Origin of the sequence: Stenotrophomonas sp. LST15-1-1.1 (assembly GCF_040815575.1) — a bacterium.
Taxonomy (GTDB): domain Bacteria; phylum Pseudomonadota; class Gammaproteobacteria; order Xanthomonadales; family Xanthomonadaceae; genus Stenotrophomonas; species Stenotrophomonas lactitubi_B.
Map to the genome: position 1 here is coordinate 95328 of NZ_JBFPNJ010000012.1, position 14636 is coordinate 109963.

At 66.1% G+C, this 14636-nt stretch carries 12 protein-coding genes; 4 read left to right on the forward strand and 8 right to left on the reverse strand.

Annotation, left to right across the window (positions count from 1 at the left end; all coding sequences use genetic code 11):
- The first annotated feature begins 216 nt into the window (after positions 1–216).
- The 4 genes from pgaA to pgaD are packed head-to-tail and all read left to right on the forward strand — an operon-like array spanning position 217 to position 5908.
- Entirely contained in the window at positions 217–2256 is a 2040-nt protein-coding gene (gene pgaA, locus MRBLST15_RS08040) for a poly-beta-1,6 N-acetyl-D-glucosamine export porin PgaA (protein ID WP_367785639.1), read from the forward strand.
- Positions 2257–2266: 10 nt separating this feature from the next.
- A complete protein-coding gene (pgaB, locus tag MRBLST15_RS08045) occupies positions 2267–4165 on the forward strand; it encodes a poly-beta-1,6-N-acetyl-D-glucosamine N-deacetylase PgaB (protein ID WP_367785838.1) in 1899 nt (632 codons plus the stop codon).
- A gap of 7 nt (positions 4166–4172) precedes the next feature.
- Positions 4173–5420 carry a poly-beta-1,6-N-acetyl-D-glucosamine synthase gene (gene pgaC, locus MRBLST15_RS08050; RefSeq protein WP_414716131.1) on the forward strand — a complete coding sequence of 416 codons (1248 nt, stop codon included), beginning with the start codon at positions 4173–4175 and terminating at the stop codon, positions 5418–5420.
- Positions 5417–5908 (forward strand): poly-beta-1,6-N-acetyl-D-glucosamine biosynthesis protein PgaD, encoded by a 492-nt coding sequence (gene pgaD, locus MRBLST15_RS08055; protein WP_265952576.1) that lies wholly within the window; start codon positions 5417–5419, stop codon positions 5906–5908. Before pgaC ends, pgaD begins: the two co-directional genes overlap by 4 nt.
- A 579-nt stretch (positions 5909–6487) precedes the next feature.
- Here the strand turns inward: pgaD and MRBLST15_RS08060 are convergent.
- The 8 genes from MRBLST15_RS08060 to MRBLST15_RS08095 form a co-directional block, all read right to left on the reverse strand.
- Entirely contained in the window at positions 6488–7759 is a 1272-nt protein-coding gene (locus tag MRBLST15_RS08060; RefSeq protein WP_367785640.1) for a glutamate-5-semialdehyde dehydrogenase, read from the reverse strand.
- Complete coding sequence (gene proB, locus MRBLST15_RS08065) at positions 7756–8913, reverse strand: glutamate 5-kinase (RefSeq protein ID WP_265952579.1); 1158 nt, start codon at positions 8911–8913, stop codon at positions 7756–7758. The genes MRBLST15_RS08060 and proB overlap by 4 nt, the downstream gene beginning before the upstream one ends.
- A gap of 10 nt (positions 8914–8923) precedes the next feature.
- Positions 8924–9187, reverse strand: coding sequence for a YciI family protein (locus MRBLST15_RS08070; protein ID WP_089236219.1), 264 nt, complete (start codon positions 9185–9187; stop codon positions 8924–8926).
- Positions 9187–10482, reverse strand: a complete 1296-nt coding sequence (gene argH, locus MRBLST15_RS08075) for an argininosuccinate lyase (protein ID WP_033831569.1) — start codon at positions 10480–10482, stop codon at positions 9187–9189. Before argH ends, MRBLST15_RS08070 begins: the two co-directional genes overlap by 1 nt.
- A 19-nt stretch (positions 10483–10501) precedes the next feature.
- Complete coding sequence (gene argC, locus MRBLST15_RS08080; RefSeq protein WP_367785641.1) at positions 10502–11458, reverse strand: N-acetyl-gamma-glutamyl-phosphate reductase; 957 nt, start codon at positions 11456–11458, stop codon at positions 10502–10504.
- 24 nt (positions 11459–11482) lie between these two features.
- Complete coding sequence (locus tag MRBLST15_RS08085) at positions 11483–12082, reverse strand: GNAT family N-acetyltransferase (RefSeq protein WP_265952582.1); 600 nt, start codon at positions 12080–12082, stop codon at positions 11483–11485.
- A gap of 5 nt (positions 12083–12087) precedes the next feature.
- Positions 12088–13416: an acetylglutamate kinase gene (locus tag MRBLST15_RS08090; RefSeq protein WP_265952584.1), complete on the reverse strand. Its 1329-nt coding sequence runs from the start codon at positions 13414–13416 to the stop codon at positions 12088–12090.
- 74 nt (positions 13417–13490) lie between these two features.
- The gene (locus MRBLST15_RS08095) at positions 13491–14579 is read right to left on the reverse strand and encodes an acetylornithine deacetylase (RefSeq protein WP_367785642.1); all 1089 of its coding nucleotides are present in this window, start codon (positions 14577–14579) and stop codon (positions 13491–13493) included.
- Positions 14580–14636 lie beyond the last annotated feature (57 nt).

Genomic DNA, 14636 nt, shown 5'->3' on the forward strand with positions numbered 1-14636 from the left:
CGGTCCCACGCCCCCCCCTGTGCCGTTACAGTCGACAACAAAAAAGCATAGGGGCGACAACGGGTTGCGGCAACGCTGGCCGGTCATCCAAGGACTCTCCGTCAACAAGGTACGGATAGGAACTAGGCGCGTTGGCAACGCGTCCGCTATAGTTGGCATGTGATGTGCGTCACACTTTTCAGCACATCGTTCAGCAATGGATGCTTAGGGGGTCTCATGGTCGTTCACCGTCCGCTGGCGCTTTGCGTCGGACTGGCCTGCGCCACGCTGGCGTGCTGGGCCCACGCGGCCTCGCCGCCCACCGCGACCACGCGCGCCGACCGGCTCGCCGAAATCGGCCACTACCGTGACCAGGCGCGCTGGGTCGATGCCCTGGCGGCAATCGAGCGGGCGCAGCTGCGCGAGCCCAACGACGACCTGCTGTACAAGCTGCAGGTATTGACCCTGGGCGACATCGGCAATGCCCATCGCGCCTGGCGGCTTTACCAGGCCCGGCCCAACCTGTTCGACCAGGACCAGAAGGCGCGGCTGGAAGCCAACTACGTGGCCAAGCTGGTCAACTGGAGCCTGGCCTACGGCGAAACCGAAGACACCCGGCTGGACGAGGCCGAGGCGTCGCTGGCGGAAATGGAGCAGTACGTCGAGCGCGACGGCACCGCGCAGGCGCAGGCGCCGCTGCGGATCCGCATGGACCGGCTGATCCTGCTCAACCGCCTGGCCCGCCACGCGCAGGTGCGCGACGAGGCGCGGGCGCTGCAGGACGAGGGCCATGCCCTGCCTGATTACGTGCTGCCGGCGGTCGGCGACTCGCTGATGTCCACCCAGAATCCTGAGGAAGCGATCCCGTTGCTGGAGGCCGCCGCGAAGAACGATCCCTCTCGCTTCCAGTCACGCTCGGAGCTGGCCTATGCCTATCTGGAAACCGAGCAGGCGGAGAAGGCGGTGGGCTACCTGCAGGCCTGGCAGAAGGATGAACCGGCATGGCGCTGGGGTGGCGGCAAGACCCCTTTCCAGAACTGGGCGCGCTACGAAGCCGACCTGAACCTGGCGATGGTGCGGGCCTACAGCGGCGATCTGCCCACGGCCCAGCGCGAGCTGGAAGCGCTGGTTGATGTCGGCCCGGGCAATGGCAGCCTGCAGACCTCGCTGGGCAGCGTCTACCAGATGCGCGGCTGGCCACGGCGCGCACTGGAACGTCACCAGATGGCCTACACCCTGGACCCACGTGACATCGCGCCACGCCTGGGCATGTACGAATCCTACGTGCAGCTGCAACGCGACGACCTGGCGCGACCGCTGCATGACGATCTGCTGGCGCGCTATCCAAGCCAGCCGTCGGTGCAGCGCATGGACCGCGACTGGCGCGCGCACCGCGGCTGGCAGCTGTTGGCCAAGGTCGAGGGCGGCCGCAGTTCCGGCGGTGGCGGCACCTCGCCGCTGGGCAACGACGACCTGCACTACGGCGTGGAAGTCGCCTCGCCGGTGCTCAACGACCGCTGGCGCCTGTTCGCCTTCGCCGACCGCCGTTCGGTCACCTTCCAGGATCAGGACATCAATCCGCAGTGGATCGGTGCCGGCGTGCGCTACCGCTTCGACCGCCTCGATGCGGAGGCGGCGGTGATGCGCCCCAACGACAGCATCGGCGACACCGGCCTGCGTGGCAGCGTCGGCTGGCAGTTCAATGATCGCTGGCACGCGGGTGTAACCGCGGCCCGCAATGACCCGGAAGCCTCGATGCAGGCGCGCGTCGCCGGCATCACCGCCGACAGCGTCGCCGTTGCCGTGGATTACACCCGCAACGAGCGCACCCACTGGAGCATCGGCGGCAGCCAGTTCCGCTACGACGATGGCAACCGCCGCGATACGCTGAACAGTGCGATCGAACAACGTCTGTTGACCCGTCCGCGCCTGTTGATCGATGGCCTGGGCAGTGTCTACACCAGCCGTGGCAGCCGCGACGATGCGCCGTACTTCAACCCTTCGCGGGACCGCTCGGTGGAAGTGGGCCTGCGCATCGACCAGCAGTTGTGGCGCCATTACGAGCGCCACTTCCGCCATCGCCTGACGGTGTCCGTTGGCAACTACTGGCAGGAAGGCTTTGGCAGTTCAATCATTCCGACGGTGGCCTACCGCCACGAGTGGCAGTTCGGCCAGGGGCGGATCCTCGAGTACGGCGTGAGTTGGTCGCGGCCGGTCTACGACGGCCAACGTGAACGACATATCGGCTTCGATGCCGCGCTGCGCTGGGGAGAATGAGATGGAACGGATGCTTCGCAACCTGACGACCGCACTGCTGCTGGCGCTGCTGTGCCTGGCCCTGCCCGCTGCGGCCCAGCGCGCAAGCTCTGCCGCGGAACTGGACGCGGCCGACAACGGCCTGCTGGTCCTCAGCTACCACGACGTGCGCGACGATGTGCTGGAAAAATCCGATGCCGACGCCTACGCGGTCAGCACGCAGAACTTCGCCGCGCACCTGGACTGGCTGTCCGCCCATGGCTATCACCCGGTGTCGCTGTCGCAGCTGATCAAGGCTTCGCGTGGAGAAGCAAAGCTGCCACCGCGGCCGGTGCTGCTGACCTTCGACGACGGCCTGCGCAGCGTGTACAGCCGTGTGTATCCGCTGCTGCGTGCGTACAACTATCCGGCGCTGGTGGCGGTGATCACCGACTACGTGGACATGGCACCGGGCCGCACCATCGACTACGGCTACCGTCCGTTCGGCCATGACGATTTCCTGACCTGGGACCAGCTGCGCGAGATGCAGGCCAGCGGCCTGATCGAACTGGCCAGCCATACCGACAACCTGCACCACGGCGTGCAGTCCAACCCGCAGGGCAACCAGACCCCGGCGGTGATCACCCGCATCTACGACCCCAAGGCGCAGCGCTATGAAAGCGCGCAGGAGTACGAGAAGCGCCTGCGCGACGATCTCGGCCGCAGCGTGCAGCGCATCGAGAAGGAACTGGGGGTACGTCCGAAAGCGATCGTCTGGCCGTATGCCGCCTACAACCAGTTGAGCAACGACATCGCCGAGCAGCTGGGCATGCCGGTGTCCTTCGACCTGGAAGGACGCAGCACGCCGGTAACCGCCGACCTGCACGGCCTTGCACGCCTGCTGGTGACCAGCAATCCGAACGTCACCTCGCTGGCCTTCGAGCTGCGTCGCAACGTCAACCTGGACGGTACCCGTGCCCTGCAGATCGACCTGGATTCGGTCTACGACAGCGACCCGGCGCAGCAGGCGCGCAACCTGGATGCCCTGATCGAGCGCGTGAAGCGGATCGGCCCGACCCATGTCTACCTGCAGGCCTTCGCCGATCCGGACGGCAACAACACCGCCGATGCGCTGTACTTCCCGAACCGGCACCTGCCGATGCGCGCGGACCTGTTCAACCGCGTTGCCTGGCAGCTGAAAACCCGCGCCGGGGTAAAAGTCTACGCGTGGCTGCCGGTGCTGGGCTATGAACTGCCCGACGCTGCGCAGCGCGCGGCGCTCGGCATCCAGAGCCCGGAACGCGATGGCATGTACCGCCTGGACTTCACCAAGGCGCAGGCGCGGCAGATCATCAAGGACATCTACGAAGACCTGGCGATCAATTCGTACTTCGAAGGCCTGCTGTTCCATGATGACGGCTACGTACGCGATACCGAACTGGCGCAGCTGCCACAGGAAGGCAGCGATGGTGGCCGCACCCAGGCGCTGATCGATTTCACCCTGGAACTGCGCGACAGCGCACAACGCTGGCGCCCCAAGCTGGGCACCGTGCGCAACCTGTACGCGCAGCCGGTGCTGGAACCGCAGAGCGCGGCGTGGTTCGCCCAGCGCCTGGACCTGTTCAACCAGGCCTACGACCGCACCGCGCTGATGGCGATGCCGTGGATGGAAGGCAGCCGCCGTCCCCAGCGCTGGATGGACCGCCTGGTAGTGGCAGTGCGCGAGCACGACCCGGACCTGAAGCACACGATGTTCGAGCTGCAGACCGTGGACTGGCGCACGCAGACGCCGATCAGCGGCGAACAGCTGCGCGCGCAGATCCGTCGCCTGCAGGCCCAGGGCGTGCGCCATTTCGCGTGGTACCCGGACGATTTCATTGCCGACAAGCCGTCGACCCAGGATGCACGCGCGGCGATGTCCGCGCGCAATTTCCCGTATCCGGAGAAGTGACGTGGACATGAACCCGTGGCTCAACGCCATGTTCCAGTTCGCCTTCTTCTATCCCATGGTGATGGCGTTCTTCTGGATGTCGGGTGGCCTGTACTACTTCTTCCGCCGTGAGCGGAAGTCGCGGCCGCGCAACGATCCACCGCCCATGGCGGAGTATCCGTTCGCCAGCCTGTTGATCCCGTGCCACAACGAATCGGCGAACCTGGACGACACCCTCGGCGCGGCCTTGGCCCAGCGCTACCCGGACTTCGAAGTGATCGCCATCAACGATGGCAGCAGCGACGACACCGGCGCCCGCCTGGACGCGCTTGCGGCCCTGCACCCACGCCTGCGGGTGGTCCATCTGGACCGCAACCTTGGCAAGGCGAATGCGCTGCGCATGGGCGCCCTGGCTGCGCGATCGGAATACCTGGTGTGCATCGACGGCGATGCCATGCTGGAAGAGTTCGCCATGCACTGGATGGTCTGGCATCTGACCAGTGGCCCGCGCGTAGGTGCGGTGACCGGCAACCCGCGCATCCGCAACCGCTCCACCCTGCTCGGTCGTCTGCAGGTGGCGGAGTTCTCCTCGATCATCGGCATGATCAAGCGCGCCCAACGCGTGTACGGCCGTATCTTCACCGTCTCCGGCGTCATCGCCGCATTCCGTCGCACCGCCCTGCACCGCATCGGTTACTGGGCCGATGACATGGTCACCGAGGACATCGACATCAGCTGGCGCCTGCAGCTGGATCATTGGGACATCCGTTACGAGCCCAACGCGCTGTGCTTCATCCTGATGCCGGAAACACTGAAGGGACTGTGGCGGCAGCGCCTGCGCTGGGCACAGGGCGGCGTGGAAGTGCTGCTGCGGCACGGCTCCTCGTTGTTCAGCTGGCGCAAGCGGCGCATGTGGGGCGTGCTGATGGAATACATCCTCAGCGTGCTGTGGGCCTACACCATGCTCGCGATCATCCTGCTGTGGGCGCTGGGCAAGTTCATCCCGATGCCTCCGCAGTTGTACATCGACACGTTGCTGCCGCAGTGGCATGGCGTGATCCTGGCGCTGGTCTGCCTGCTGCAGTTCGCCAGCAGCCTGATCATCGACAGGCGTTACGAAACGCATATCGGCCGCAACTATTTCTGGGTCATCTGGTACCCGATGGCGTACTGGTTGATCAGCCTGTTCACCACGCTGGTGGCATTGCCGAAGACGCTGCTGAGGCGGCGTGGCAAGCGTGCCACCTGGGTCAGCCCAGACAGAGGTATCCGATGAACGCACATCGCCAGACGGCGGCCAGCCGGCCGTCCAACCGCTTCGACTCGCGCCTGATCCAGAAACCGCGCCAGCAGCCCCGCCTGCAGCGCACCGCTTGGGGATTTGTGACCCTGGCGTTCTGGGGGTTCTACTTCTATCTGTGGGCGCCGCTGGTCACCCTGGTGTCCTGGCTGCTCGGTGGGCAGCTGGCGTGGCTGCAGCTTTACGAGCGCAAGCAGCACCTGGACCCGTTCGTGATCATTGCCCTGCCGGTGATCCTGGCCGGCTGCGCGCTGCTGCTGATCGCATGGGCCGAGTACAACCGCTACCGCTTCGCCGGCAAGGATCGTCGCCACCCGCGGGTGGACGCCAGCCGCTCGGAGATCGCCCATTCGCTTGGCGCCAGCGATCAGCTTGCCGAACAGATGTTCAATGCGAAGGCCATCACCCTGCACATGGATGAGCATGCGCGGCCGCTGGGCATGACTGCAGCGCTGTTGCGGTAGGGAGGGTCGGCCGGGCTGCGCCCGGCACTTGCAGAGGCCGAAGCAACAGCAACAGCTGGCAGTCAGTGGGATGGCGGGGCGGTGCCGGATTGCGGGGACGCCGCAAGTACGTCCCTGTAGGCTTGGCAGCCGCATCCATGCGGCTGACACCCCGCAATCCGACACCGCCCCACCTCTGACAGATTTCCGCAATCTGGTAGATCCACGCCATGCGTGGATGAATCTCCATCGGAATCGAGTATTTCGACAATTGACCGAAGAGCATCCACGCATGGCGTGGATTTACGTGTCAACCAAGGTCGACACCTACCAACAGCAGCACAGAACACCGTTCCGACAGCTCGCGGAAATCTGTCGAAGGCGGGGTGGGTCCGGTTGCGGGGGTGTCCGCGGCATGGATGCCGCGGCCAAGCCTACAAGGACGTACTTGCGGCGTCCCCCGCAACCGGGCCCACCCCGCCATCCCACGGGAACCCAGCTTTTGCCGTTGCTTCGGCTTTTGCCGTTGCTTCGGCTTTCGCCGTTGCTTCGGCCGTTGCCGTTGCCTCTGCGGGTGCCGGGCGCAGCCCGGCCGTGAACCTACCTTCTGACCTGGCCTTCGCCGCGTACCACGAAACGTTCGACCGTGAGCGCTTCCAGTCCCATCGGGCCATAGGCATGCAGGCGTGTGGTGGAGATCCCGATCTCGCTGCCGAGACCAAGCTGGCCGCCATCGGAAAAACGTGAAGACGCGTTGACCATCACCACCGCCGAGCGCAATGCGTTGACGAAACGTTCGGCACTGGCCACATCTTCGGTTGCGATCACTTCGGTATGGTCGGAGGTGTAGGTGCGGATGTGCGCGATCGCTGCATCAAGATCGTCGACCACGCGGACTGCCAGTACCAGATCAAGGAACTCGGCTGCATAGTCGTCTTCGCTGGCAGCAATGCTTCCCGGCAGCAACGGCTGCGCGCGCGCGTCGGCACGCAGCTGCACACCACGTTCGGCCAGCGCCTGCGCAGCCCGCGGCAGGAAGTCTGCGGCAATGTCCTGGTGCACCAGCAGGGTTTCCAGTGAATTGCACGCGGACGGGCGACTGCACTTGCCATCCACCAGCAGATCGAGCGCTTCGGCAGGGTCGGCACTGGCATCCACGAACAGGTGGCAGACACCCTTGTAGTGCTTGATCAGCGGTACCCGTGCGTGTTCTGCAACGAAGCGGATCAGGCCTTCGCCACCGCGCGGGATCGCCAGGTCGATCAATTCATGCAGCTGCAGCAGTTCCAGCATGGCTTCGCGGCGCAGGTCGGTCAGCACCGTCACGGCAGCAGGGGGAACGCCGTTGGCCTTCAAGGCTGCGGCCAACGCATGGGCGATGGCGGTGTTGGAATGGATGGCCTCCGAACCTCCGCGCAGAATCACGCCGTTGCCCGCCTTCAGGCACAATGCGGCGGCTTCGGCGGTCACATTCGGGCGTGCTTCGTAGATCATCGCGATCACCCCCAGCGGCACGCGCACTTTCTGTACGCGGATGCCGTTCGGACGCACGTCGTCCCGGGTCACCTGCCCGACCGGGTCCGGCAGGCCCGCCACCTCACGCACCGCATCGGCCATTGCCAGCAGCCGCGCCGGGTCCAGCGCCAGGCGGTCGAGCATCGCGCTGCCCACGCCCTTGTCGCGGGCGGCGGCCAGGTCGCGCGCATTGCCTGCAAGAATCTGCCCGGCATTGACCTCCAGTGCCTGCGCCATCGCCAGCAGCAGCGCACTGCGGGCATCGCTGTCGAGGCCAGCTACCACCTGGGCTGCGTCACGGCAGGCGCGGGCCTGCGATTCGATCTCACTCATCGGGACATCCTGCAATGGGTTCATGGCAGCACCAGATCGTCGCGATGGACGACGGTTCCGCCGTAGTTGTAGCCGAGCACGGTCTGGATGTCGCGGCTGTGGCGGCCGGCAATGCGGCGCACGTCATCGGCGGCGTACTGGCTGACACCACGTGCCACGCAGACCCGGCCGGCTTCGGTGTTCCAGCACACCTGCACCATGTCACCACGGCGGAACGCGCCATCGGCACCGGTGATGCCACCAGGCAGCAGCGAGGCGCCCTTCTCGCGCATCGCCTGCGCTGCACCGGCGTCGATCAGGATCACGCCTTCAGCCAGCGGCGCGTGCCGCAGCCAGTGCTTGCGGGCGGCCTCGCGGCTGCGCGCCGCATGGATGCGGGTGCCGAACAGGCGATCCTGCGACAGCGCGCGCACCACCTCGCCGCTGCGGCCGTTGAACAGGTAGGTTTCAATGCCAACACGGCCGGCCTTGGCCGCGGCCTCCAGCTTGGTGCGCATGCCACCGGTACCGGCGACTGAACCGGCACCACCGGCCATCGCCAGCACGGCATCATTCAACTCGGGCACGTCGTGCAGCGGCCGTGCATCGGCATGCGTGCGCGGGTCGGCACTGTAGAGGCCATCGATGTCGGTGGCGATGAACAGTGCATCGGCACCGACCAGCGCGGCCACGGTCGCAGCCAGGTTGTCGTTGTCACCAAGCTTGAGCTCGTCCACCGACACGGTGTCGTTCTCGTTGACCACCGGCAACGCACCCAGCCGCAACAGCTCGTTGAGGGTGGCCCGCGCATTGAGGTAGCGACGGCGGTTGCGCAGATCGTCATGGGTCAGCAGCACCTGCGCCACCGGGCGCTCGAAGAAGCGCTGCCACAGACCGATCAGCTGCGCCTGGCCAAGTGCCGCCAATGCCTGTCGCGCCGCCATCGCCGCACCAGGCTCATCGGCCCTGGGCAGGATCGCGCGACCGGCAGCCACCGCGCCGGAGGAGACGATGACCACTTCGCGCCCAGCCAGCACATTGGCCGAGACGAACTGGGCCAGGCCCAGCGCGTGACGCGGTGACAGGCCACCGCCGTCGGCCGCGAGCAGGCTGCTGCCGACCTTGAGTACGGCACGCCGCCACGACGGCAGCGCTTGTTCGGGGAACGGCGATGCAACGTTGGCGGCGTGGACGGTCATCAGGGGCGCCTCAGCGGGTATTCCATTCGTGGACGCTCAGCGCCGATGCCTGCATCGTCACCAGCGGATCGGTGGCGACGATGGCCTGTGCCTGCGCCAGGCTGTCGACGTTGCACAGCACATAGGCGCCGCCACTGCCATCGGCAAAGCCGCCGGTCAGCTGCAGCTTGCCCTCGGCCTGCAACGCATCGAGGAAGTCGCGGTGCGGTTGCACCACGGCGTCGGTGAAACCGGGCTGGCGCATCGCCAGCACCAGGTAGACGGTGCCGGCCATCAGGACAGCGCCTGCCAGCGCGCGCGCAGTTCATCCAGGCGCAGGTCCGATGCCGACCCCGGCGATACACGCGCCGCCAGGCTGCCTTCCGGCGTACGCCCCTGCCCTGCGCTGTCGGCGCCGGCAGCAGCGGCCTTGTAGGCCTCGCGGAACGGCACGCCCGCGACCGCAGCTTCCACCGCTACGTCGGTGGCGTACATGCCCGAATCGATCGCTGCGCGCAGCTTGTCATCGCGCCATTCCAGGTTGGCCAGCAGCGCCGGCAGCAGTTCCAGCGCGGCCAGGCCACGGCCGAAGCCGTGGAAGATCGCCCCCTTGGACGACTGCAGATCGCGGTGGTAACCCGACGGCAGCGACAACAGCTGCTCGATCTCGGTACGTGCAGCGGCGACGCTGGCATGGGTCGCCCGCATCAGCTCGATCACGTCCGGATTGCGCTTGTTGGGCATGATCGAACTGCCGGTGGTGTACTGCGCCGGCAATGCGACGAATCCGAATTCGGCGCTGGTGAACAGCGACAGGTCCCAGGCGATGCGGCGCAGGTCCAGGGTCGCGCCGCCAAGCGCTTCCAGTGCAGCCAATTCGAACTTGCCACGCGACAGCTGCGCGTAGATCGGCGAGATCTGCATGCGCGCAAAGCCGAGCGCGGCGGTGGTGTGCTCGCGGTCCAGCGGCAGGTTCACGCCGTAACCGGCAGCAGTGCCGAGCGGGTTGGCATCGACCAGCGCATGGGTATCGCGGGCACGCACCGCGTTGTCGATGAAGGCTTCGGCCCAACCGGCCCACCACATGCCGGCCGAGGACACCACCGCACGCTGGATGTGGGTGTAACCGGGAATCGGCAGGTGCTGTTCGGCCTGCGCACGGTCAAGGGCGACCTTGGCCACTTCGGCACTGACCTGCGCGACGCGCTGCAGTTTCTCCTTCAACCACAACCGGGTGGCGACCAGGATCTGGTCGTTGCGGCTGCGGCCGGTGTGGATCTTGCGGCCGGCATCACCAAGGCGTTCGGTCAACCGGGCCTCGATGGCCGAATGGCCATCTTCATACTGCGTATCCAGCACGAAGCGGCCTTCGCGGAAGTCCTGCGCCAGCACCTCCAGCTCGCGCAGCAACCCTGCCAGCTCGTCGGCGCTGAGGATGCCGATGTGCTGCAGACCCTGCGCGTGCGCGGCGCTGGCGGCGATGTCATGCAGGAAGAATTCACGGTCGAGGATCACGTCGTCGCCGGCGAGGAAGGTCTGGATCTGCGCGTCGACAGCGACGCCTGGCTTCTGCCAAAGAAGGTCTGCCATGGGGGGCTCCTGTACGGTTTCAGTGCGGGATCGACGTCAGTTCGTCGATGCCCAGCGCGAGATTGAGGTTCTGCATGGCCTGGGTGGCCGCGCCCTTGAGCAGGTTGTCCAGGGTCGCCACCACCACCACCCGCTTGCCGCCCGGGGCCAGCGTGAAGCCGCCGACCTGGGCGCCATGGCGGCCCGCGATGCGGCTCACCCACGGCGCCTCGTCCACGACCTCGATGAGTGCTTCACCGGCATAGGCCTGCTGGAAGCGCTCGACGATCTGCTCGCGGGTCTGCACACGGTTCAACCACAGGTTGGCGGTGAGGGTGATGCCACGGAAATGCGGCGCGACGTGGGGCATGAATTCGACCGCCACGCCCAGCTGCACGGACACTTCGCGCTCGTGCACGTGGTTGGTCAGCGCGTACGGCATCAGGTTGTCGGCCAGCAGCTCGACATTGTTCTTGTCCGACGGCGAGGTGCCGGCACCGGAGTAGCCGGATACGCCGAAGCACTGCGGCGGGCCCGCCAGAAGATCGCGCAGCGGATGGATCGCCAGCTGCATCGCGGTGGCATAGCAGCCGGGATTGCTGATGTGCTTCTGGCCGTTGTAACGGTCGCGGGTAAGCTCGGGCAGGCCGTAGTACCAGCTAGTGTCGAAACGGTAGTCGGCCGACAGGTCGACGATCACCGTGTCCGGCTTCGCCGTGCCCAGCGCCGCCACGAACGGCGCGGCCAGGCCGTTGGGCAGGGCCAGGATCACCGCATCCACACCCTTGGCGGCAACGGCATCGGCGTCGAGATTTTCGAACTGCAGTTCACCCTGCCACTGCGGGTAGTGATCGGACACGCGCTGCCCGGCCAGTTCGCGCGAGGACACGAAGCCCAGCTGCAGGTTCGGATGCGCGGCCACCAGCCGGATCAGCTCGGCGCCGGTATGGCCGCGGGCGCCGACGATGCCGACGGTGAACGAGGAGGAAGTACTCATGCGTGCGTGCTCATGCGTGCGTGCTCATGCGTGCGAGTCGAGGCGGTGCTGCAGGTGGCGTTTCACGCCCTGCCATTCCGCGTCGATGATGGAGAAGATGACGGTGTCGCGTGGCGTGCCGTCGGGATGGCGACGGTGATTGCGCAGCACGCCATCCTGCTTGGCGCCCAAGCGTGCGATCGCGGTGCGCGAGGTGAAGTTGAACCAGCTGGTTTCAAACACCACGCTCAGGCATTCCAAGCGCTCGAAGGCATGGCCGAGCAGCATCAGCTTGGTTTCGGAGTTGACCCCGGTGCGCTGTACCGACTCGCCATACCAGGTGTAGCCGATGCTGAGCCGCGGCACATCCGGTTGCAGGTCGTAGTAGCGTGTGGTGCCGACGATCTGGTCATTGGCATCGAACACCACGAACGGCAGCACCTTGCCCTCGGCCTGCGCCTGCAGCGCGGCCTGCACGTAGCCGGTCATGGTCTTCGCATCGGGCACCTGCGTGTACCAGAGCTTCGACAACGCACCGTCACCCAACGCACCGCGCAGGCCATCGATATGGCTCATCTGCAGCGGTTCCAGCCGCGCATGCGTGCCGGTCAGCGTGGGTACCTTGGTCCAGTCTGCGTGGTTCATCGCGCTCAGCCCTCCAGGCTCGGTGCACGCACGGCGCAGTGATCGACATAGGTCCTGATCCGGTCGATGCCATCGGCACCGTACCAGAACACCTTCCAATGGCCCTGCTTGTAGCAGCCATCGGATTCGGCATAGTAGAAATGGTTGATCGGGTTGCCGTTGCGCGAGCGCCAGAACAGCTGCGGGGTTTCCTCGCGCATCACGTTCCAGACCGCGCGGCCAAGGCCTTCGCCCTGCGCATCGTCGAGCACGGCGAACTTGTCCAGGTACACGCCCTCGGCCTCATCGGTGAGGATCACCGCCGTGCGGTAATTCTCGCTGACATAGGCGCGCAGCAGCGTGGTCTTCTCGAAATAGTCCGCCACCAGGGTACGACCGAAACTGGATTCGATCAGGCCCTTCAGGCGCGGCAGGTCCAGCTCGCTCCAGGCGGTTGCACGCAGCACCTTCTCGCCCTTGCGCACCAGCGTGCCGGAGCCCTTGTGGGTGAACAGCTCCTTGGCCAGGTCGGCCGGGCGGGTGATCGACACCGACGATTCCAGCGGCAACCGGTCCAGCAGCGATTTGATCTGTTCGATCTTCACCTTCATGCCACCGTGGATCCACGGTTGCGCGATCAGGTGGTCGTACTCGGTGGACAGGTTGATCGAATCGATCACGCTGCCCGCTTCGTCCAGCAGGCCGCCGGTACCGGTCAGGAAGATGATCTTGTACGGCTGCAGTTCCTGCACGAGTTCGTTGGCGGCGAAGTCGGCATTGACGTTGAGGATCTGCCCACCGGCGGTCTCACCGAGACTGGTGATGACCGGGATCGAGCCGGCACGCAGGCTGGCTTCGATCGGTGCCAGGTTGACCTTCTTCACCTCGCCGACCAGACCGTAGGTATCCAGGCCCAGGTACTCCGCCTCGAACACGCCACCAGTGATGGACGTGGCGCGCGCGCCGTTCTGCTGCAGGGCTTCGACCAGGCGCAGATTGGATTGCTGGAACACCCGGCGCACGATCGCCAGCGCTTCCGGCGACGTCACCCGCAGGCCGTTGACCGTCTGCTTTTCAATGCCGGCGGCCGACAGTTCCGCATCCAGCTGCGGGCCAGCGCCATGCAGCACGATCGGCGTCAGGCCGACCTCCTGCAGGAACGACAGCGAGGAGGTCAGCGCGTCGAGATCGTCGCGCAGCACGGCGCCGCCGACCTTGACCACGGCGAAGCGCTTGGCGTCCAGCTGCGAAAAGCGCTTGAGGTACTGGCTGATCTCCTTCGCGCTGGCCATGCTCGAGAGCAGGCGCACGATGGTCTGGCGGGTCTGGCGGTGGGGCTGGAGGGCAGGAGACATTTCGGTTTCGTCACAGGCGGCGGTCGCCGCGTTGCAGTTCCGCCGCGCAGAAGCGCAGCGGCGTTGTAGGTCGATCAGGCGCCGGCGGCGATGATCCGGTGTACGGCGTCGGCGTAGCGCTGCAGCTGCTCCAGCGTCACGAACTCGTCGGCGGTATGGGCCTGGGCGATGTCGCCCGGGCCGAACACCAGCGTGGTGTAGCCAGCGGCCGAGAACAGCGACGCCTCGGTCCAGAAGTCCACCGCGTTGCCGATCGGCAGATCCAGCGCATCGGCCACGTCGCGCGCCAGCAGGCGGCGGTTCTCGGCTTCGGCGATGTCACCGGCCGGCAGGCTCGGGCCACGGAAGGTTTCAGTGAACACCGCCGCTTCCGGTTCGGCGAAACCGGCAAAGGTCGCCAGCAGCGCATCGATATCCATCGACGGCAGCGGCCGGAAGCCAAAGCGCACTTCCGCCGCCGGCGCGATCATGTTGGCCTTGATGCCACCTTCCACGCGCCCGATGTTGAAGCGCAGGCCGGTCAGTCCACCGAAGCGTGCCGAAGCCAGCGACTCGACGTGGTCCAGCGCGCGGTTACCCCAGCGCATCGCCTGGTGCAACGCGCTGGCCGCCGCATCCTGCTTGCCCGACGCATGGCCCGCACGGCCGGCGAACTGCATCAGCACCGAGCTGATGCCACGATGGGCGAGCACCGCTTCGCTCATGGTCGGTTCGGCCACCAGCACCGCGTCGTACTTGATGCCCCGGGCCAGGAACGCGGCAATACAGCGCGGATCATTGGCTTCTTCATCGCTGGAGAACAGGAACGCCGCGTCACCATCACTGGCATTGGCTGCAGCCACCAGCGCCGCAGCCGCACCCTTGATGTCACACACACCGAGGCCGACCACGCGGTCGTCCAAGCGGCGCATCACGTGCGGGTCGGCACTCCAGTGCGGCGAGTCCGGCACGGTGTCCAGATGCACGTTGAACAGGTACTTCGGCGTACCGCGCACGGCGTACAGGCTGACCGCGCCGGCGCCATGATCGATCACCTCGACAGTGAACCCGGGCAGGTTGTCGCGCAGGTAGTCGAAGATGCCACCGGTGGTGATCGCACGCGGCGGGTTGCGGGTGTCGAAGGACACCAGCGCCTGCAGGTGATCGAGCGTCTGTTCAAGCATGAATCAAAGATCCTTCAGTACAACGTGTACCGGCTGGAGGAGAGCCCCCTTGATGTT

Coding starts and splice junctions, on each gene's coding strand:
- pgaC (WP_414716131.1), top strand. CDS start 4,173: ATGAACCCGTGGCTCAACGCCATGTTCCAGTTCGCCTTCTTCTATCCC.
- pgaB (WP_367785838.1), top strand. CDS start 2,267: ATGCTTCGCAACCTGACGACCGCACTGCTGCTGGCGCTGCTGTGCCTG.
- MRBLST15_RS08070 (WP_089236219.1), bottom strand. CDS start 9,187: ATGGCCGGCACCGTCTACCTGGTGCTGGCGATGCGCCAGCCCGGTTTC.
- MRBLST15_RS08085 (WP_265952582.1), bottom strand. CDS start 12,082: ATGAACCACGCAGACTGGACCAAGGTACCCACGCTGACCGGCACGCAT.
- argH (WP_033831569.1), bottom strand. CDS start 10,482: ATGGCAGACCTTCTTTGGCAGAAGCCAGGCGTCGCTGTCGACGCGCAG.
- argC (WP_367785641.1), bottom strand. CDS start 11,458: ATGAGTACTTCCTCCTCGTTCACCGTCGGCATCGTCGGCGCCCGCGGC.
- pgaD (WP_265952576.1), top strand. CDS start 5,417: ATGAACGCACATCGCCAGACGGCGGCCAGCCGGCCGTCCAACCGCTTC.
- MRBLST15_RS08060 (WP_367785640.1), bottom strand. CDS start 7,759: ATGAACCCATTGCAGGATGTCCCGATGAGTGAGATCGAATCGCAGGCC.
- MRBLST15_RS08095 (WP_367785642.1), bottom strand. CDS start 14,579: ATGCTTGAACAGACGCTCGATCACCTGCAGGCGCTGGTGTCCTTCGAC.
- pgaA (WP_367785639.1), top strand. CDS start 217: ATGGTCGTTCACCGTCCGCTGGCGCTTTGCGTCGGACTGGCCTGCGCC.
- proB (WP_265952579.1), bottom strand. CDS start 8,913: ATGACCGTCCACGCCGCCAACGTTGCATCGCCGTTCCCCGAACAAGCG.
- MRBLST15_RS08090 (WP_265952584.1), bottom strand. CDS start 13,416: ATGTCTCCTGCCCTCCAGCCCCACCGCCAGACCCGCCAGACCATCGTG.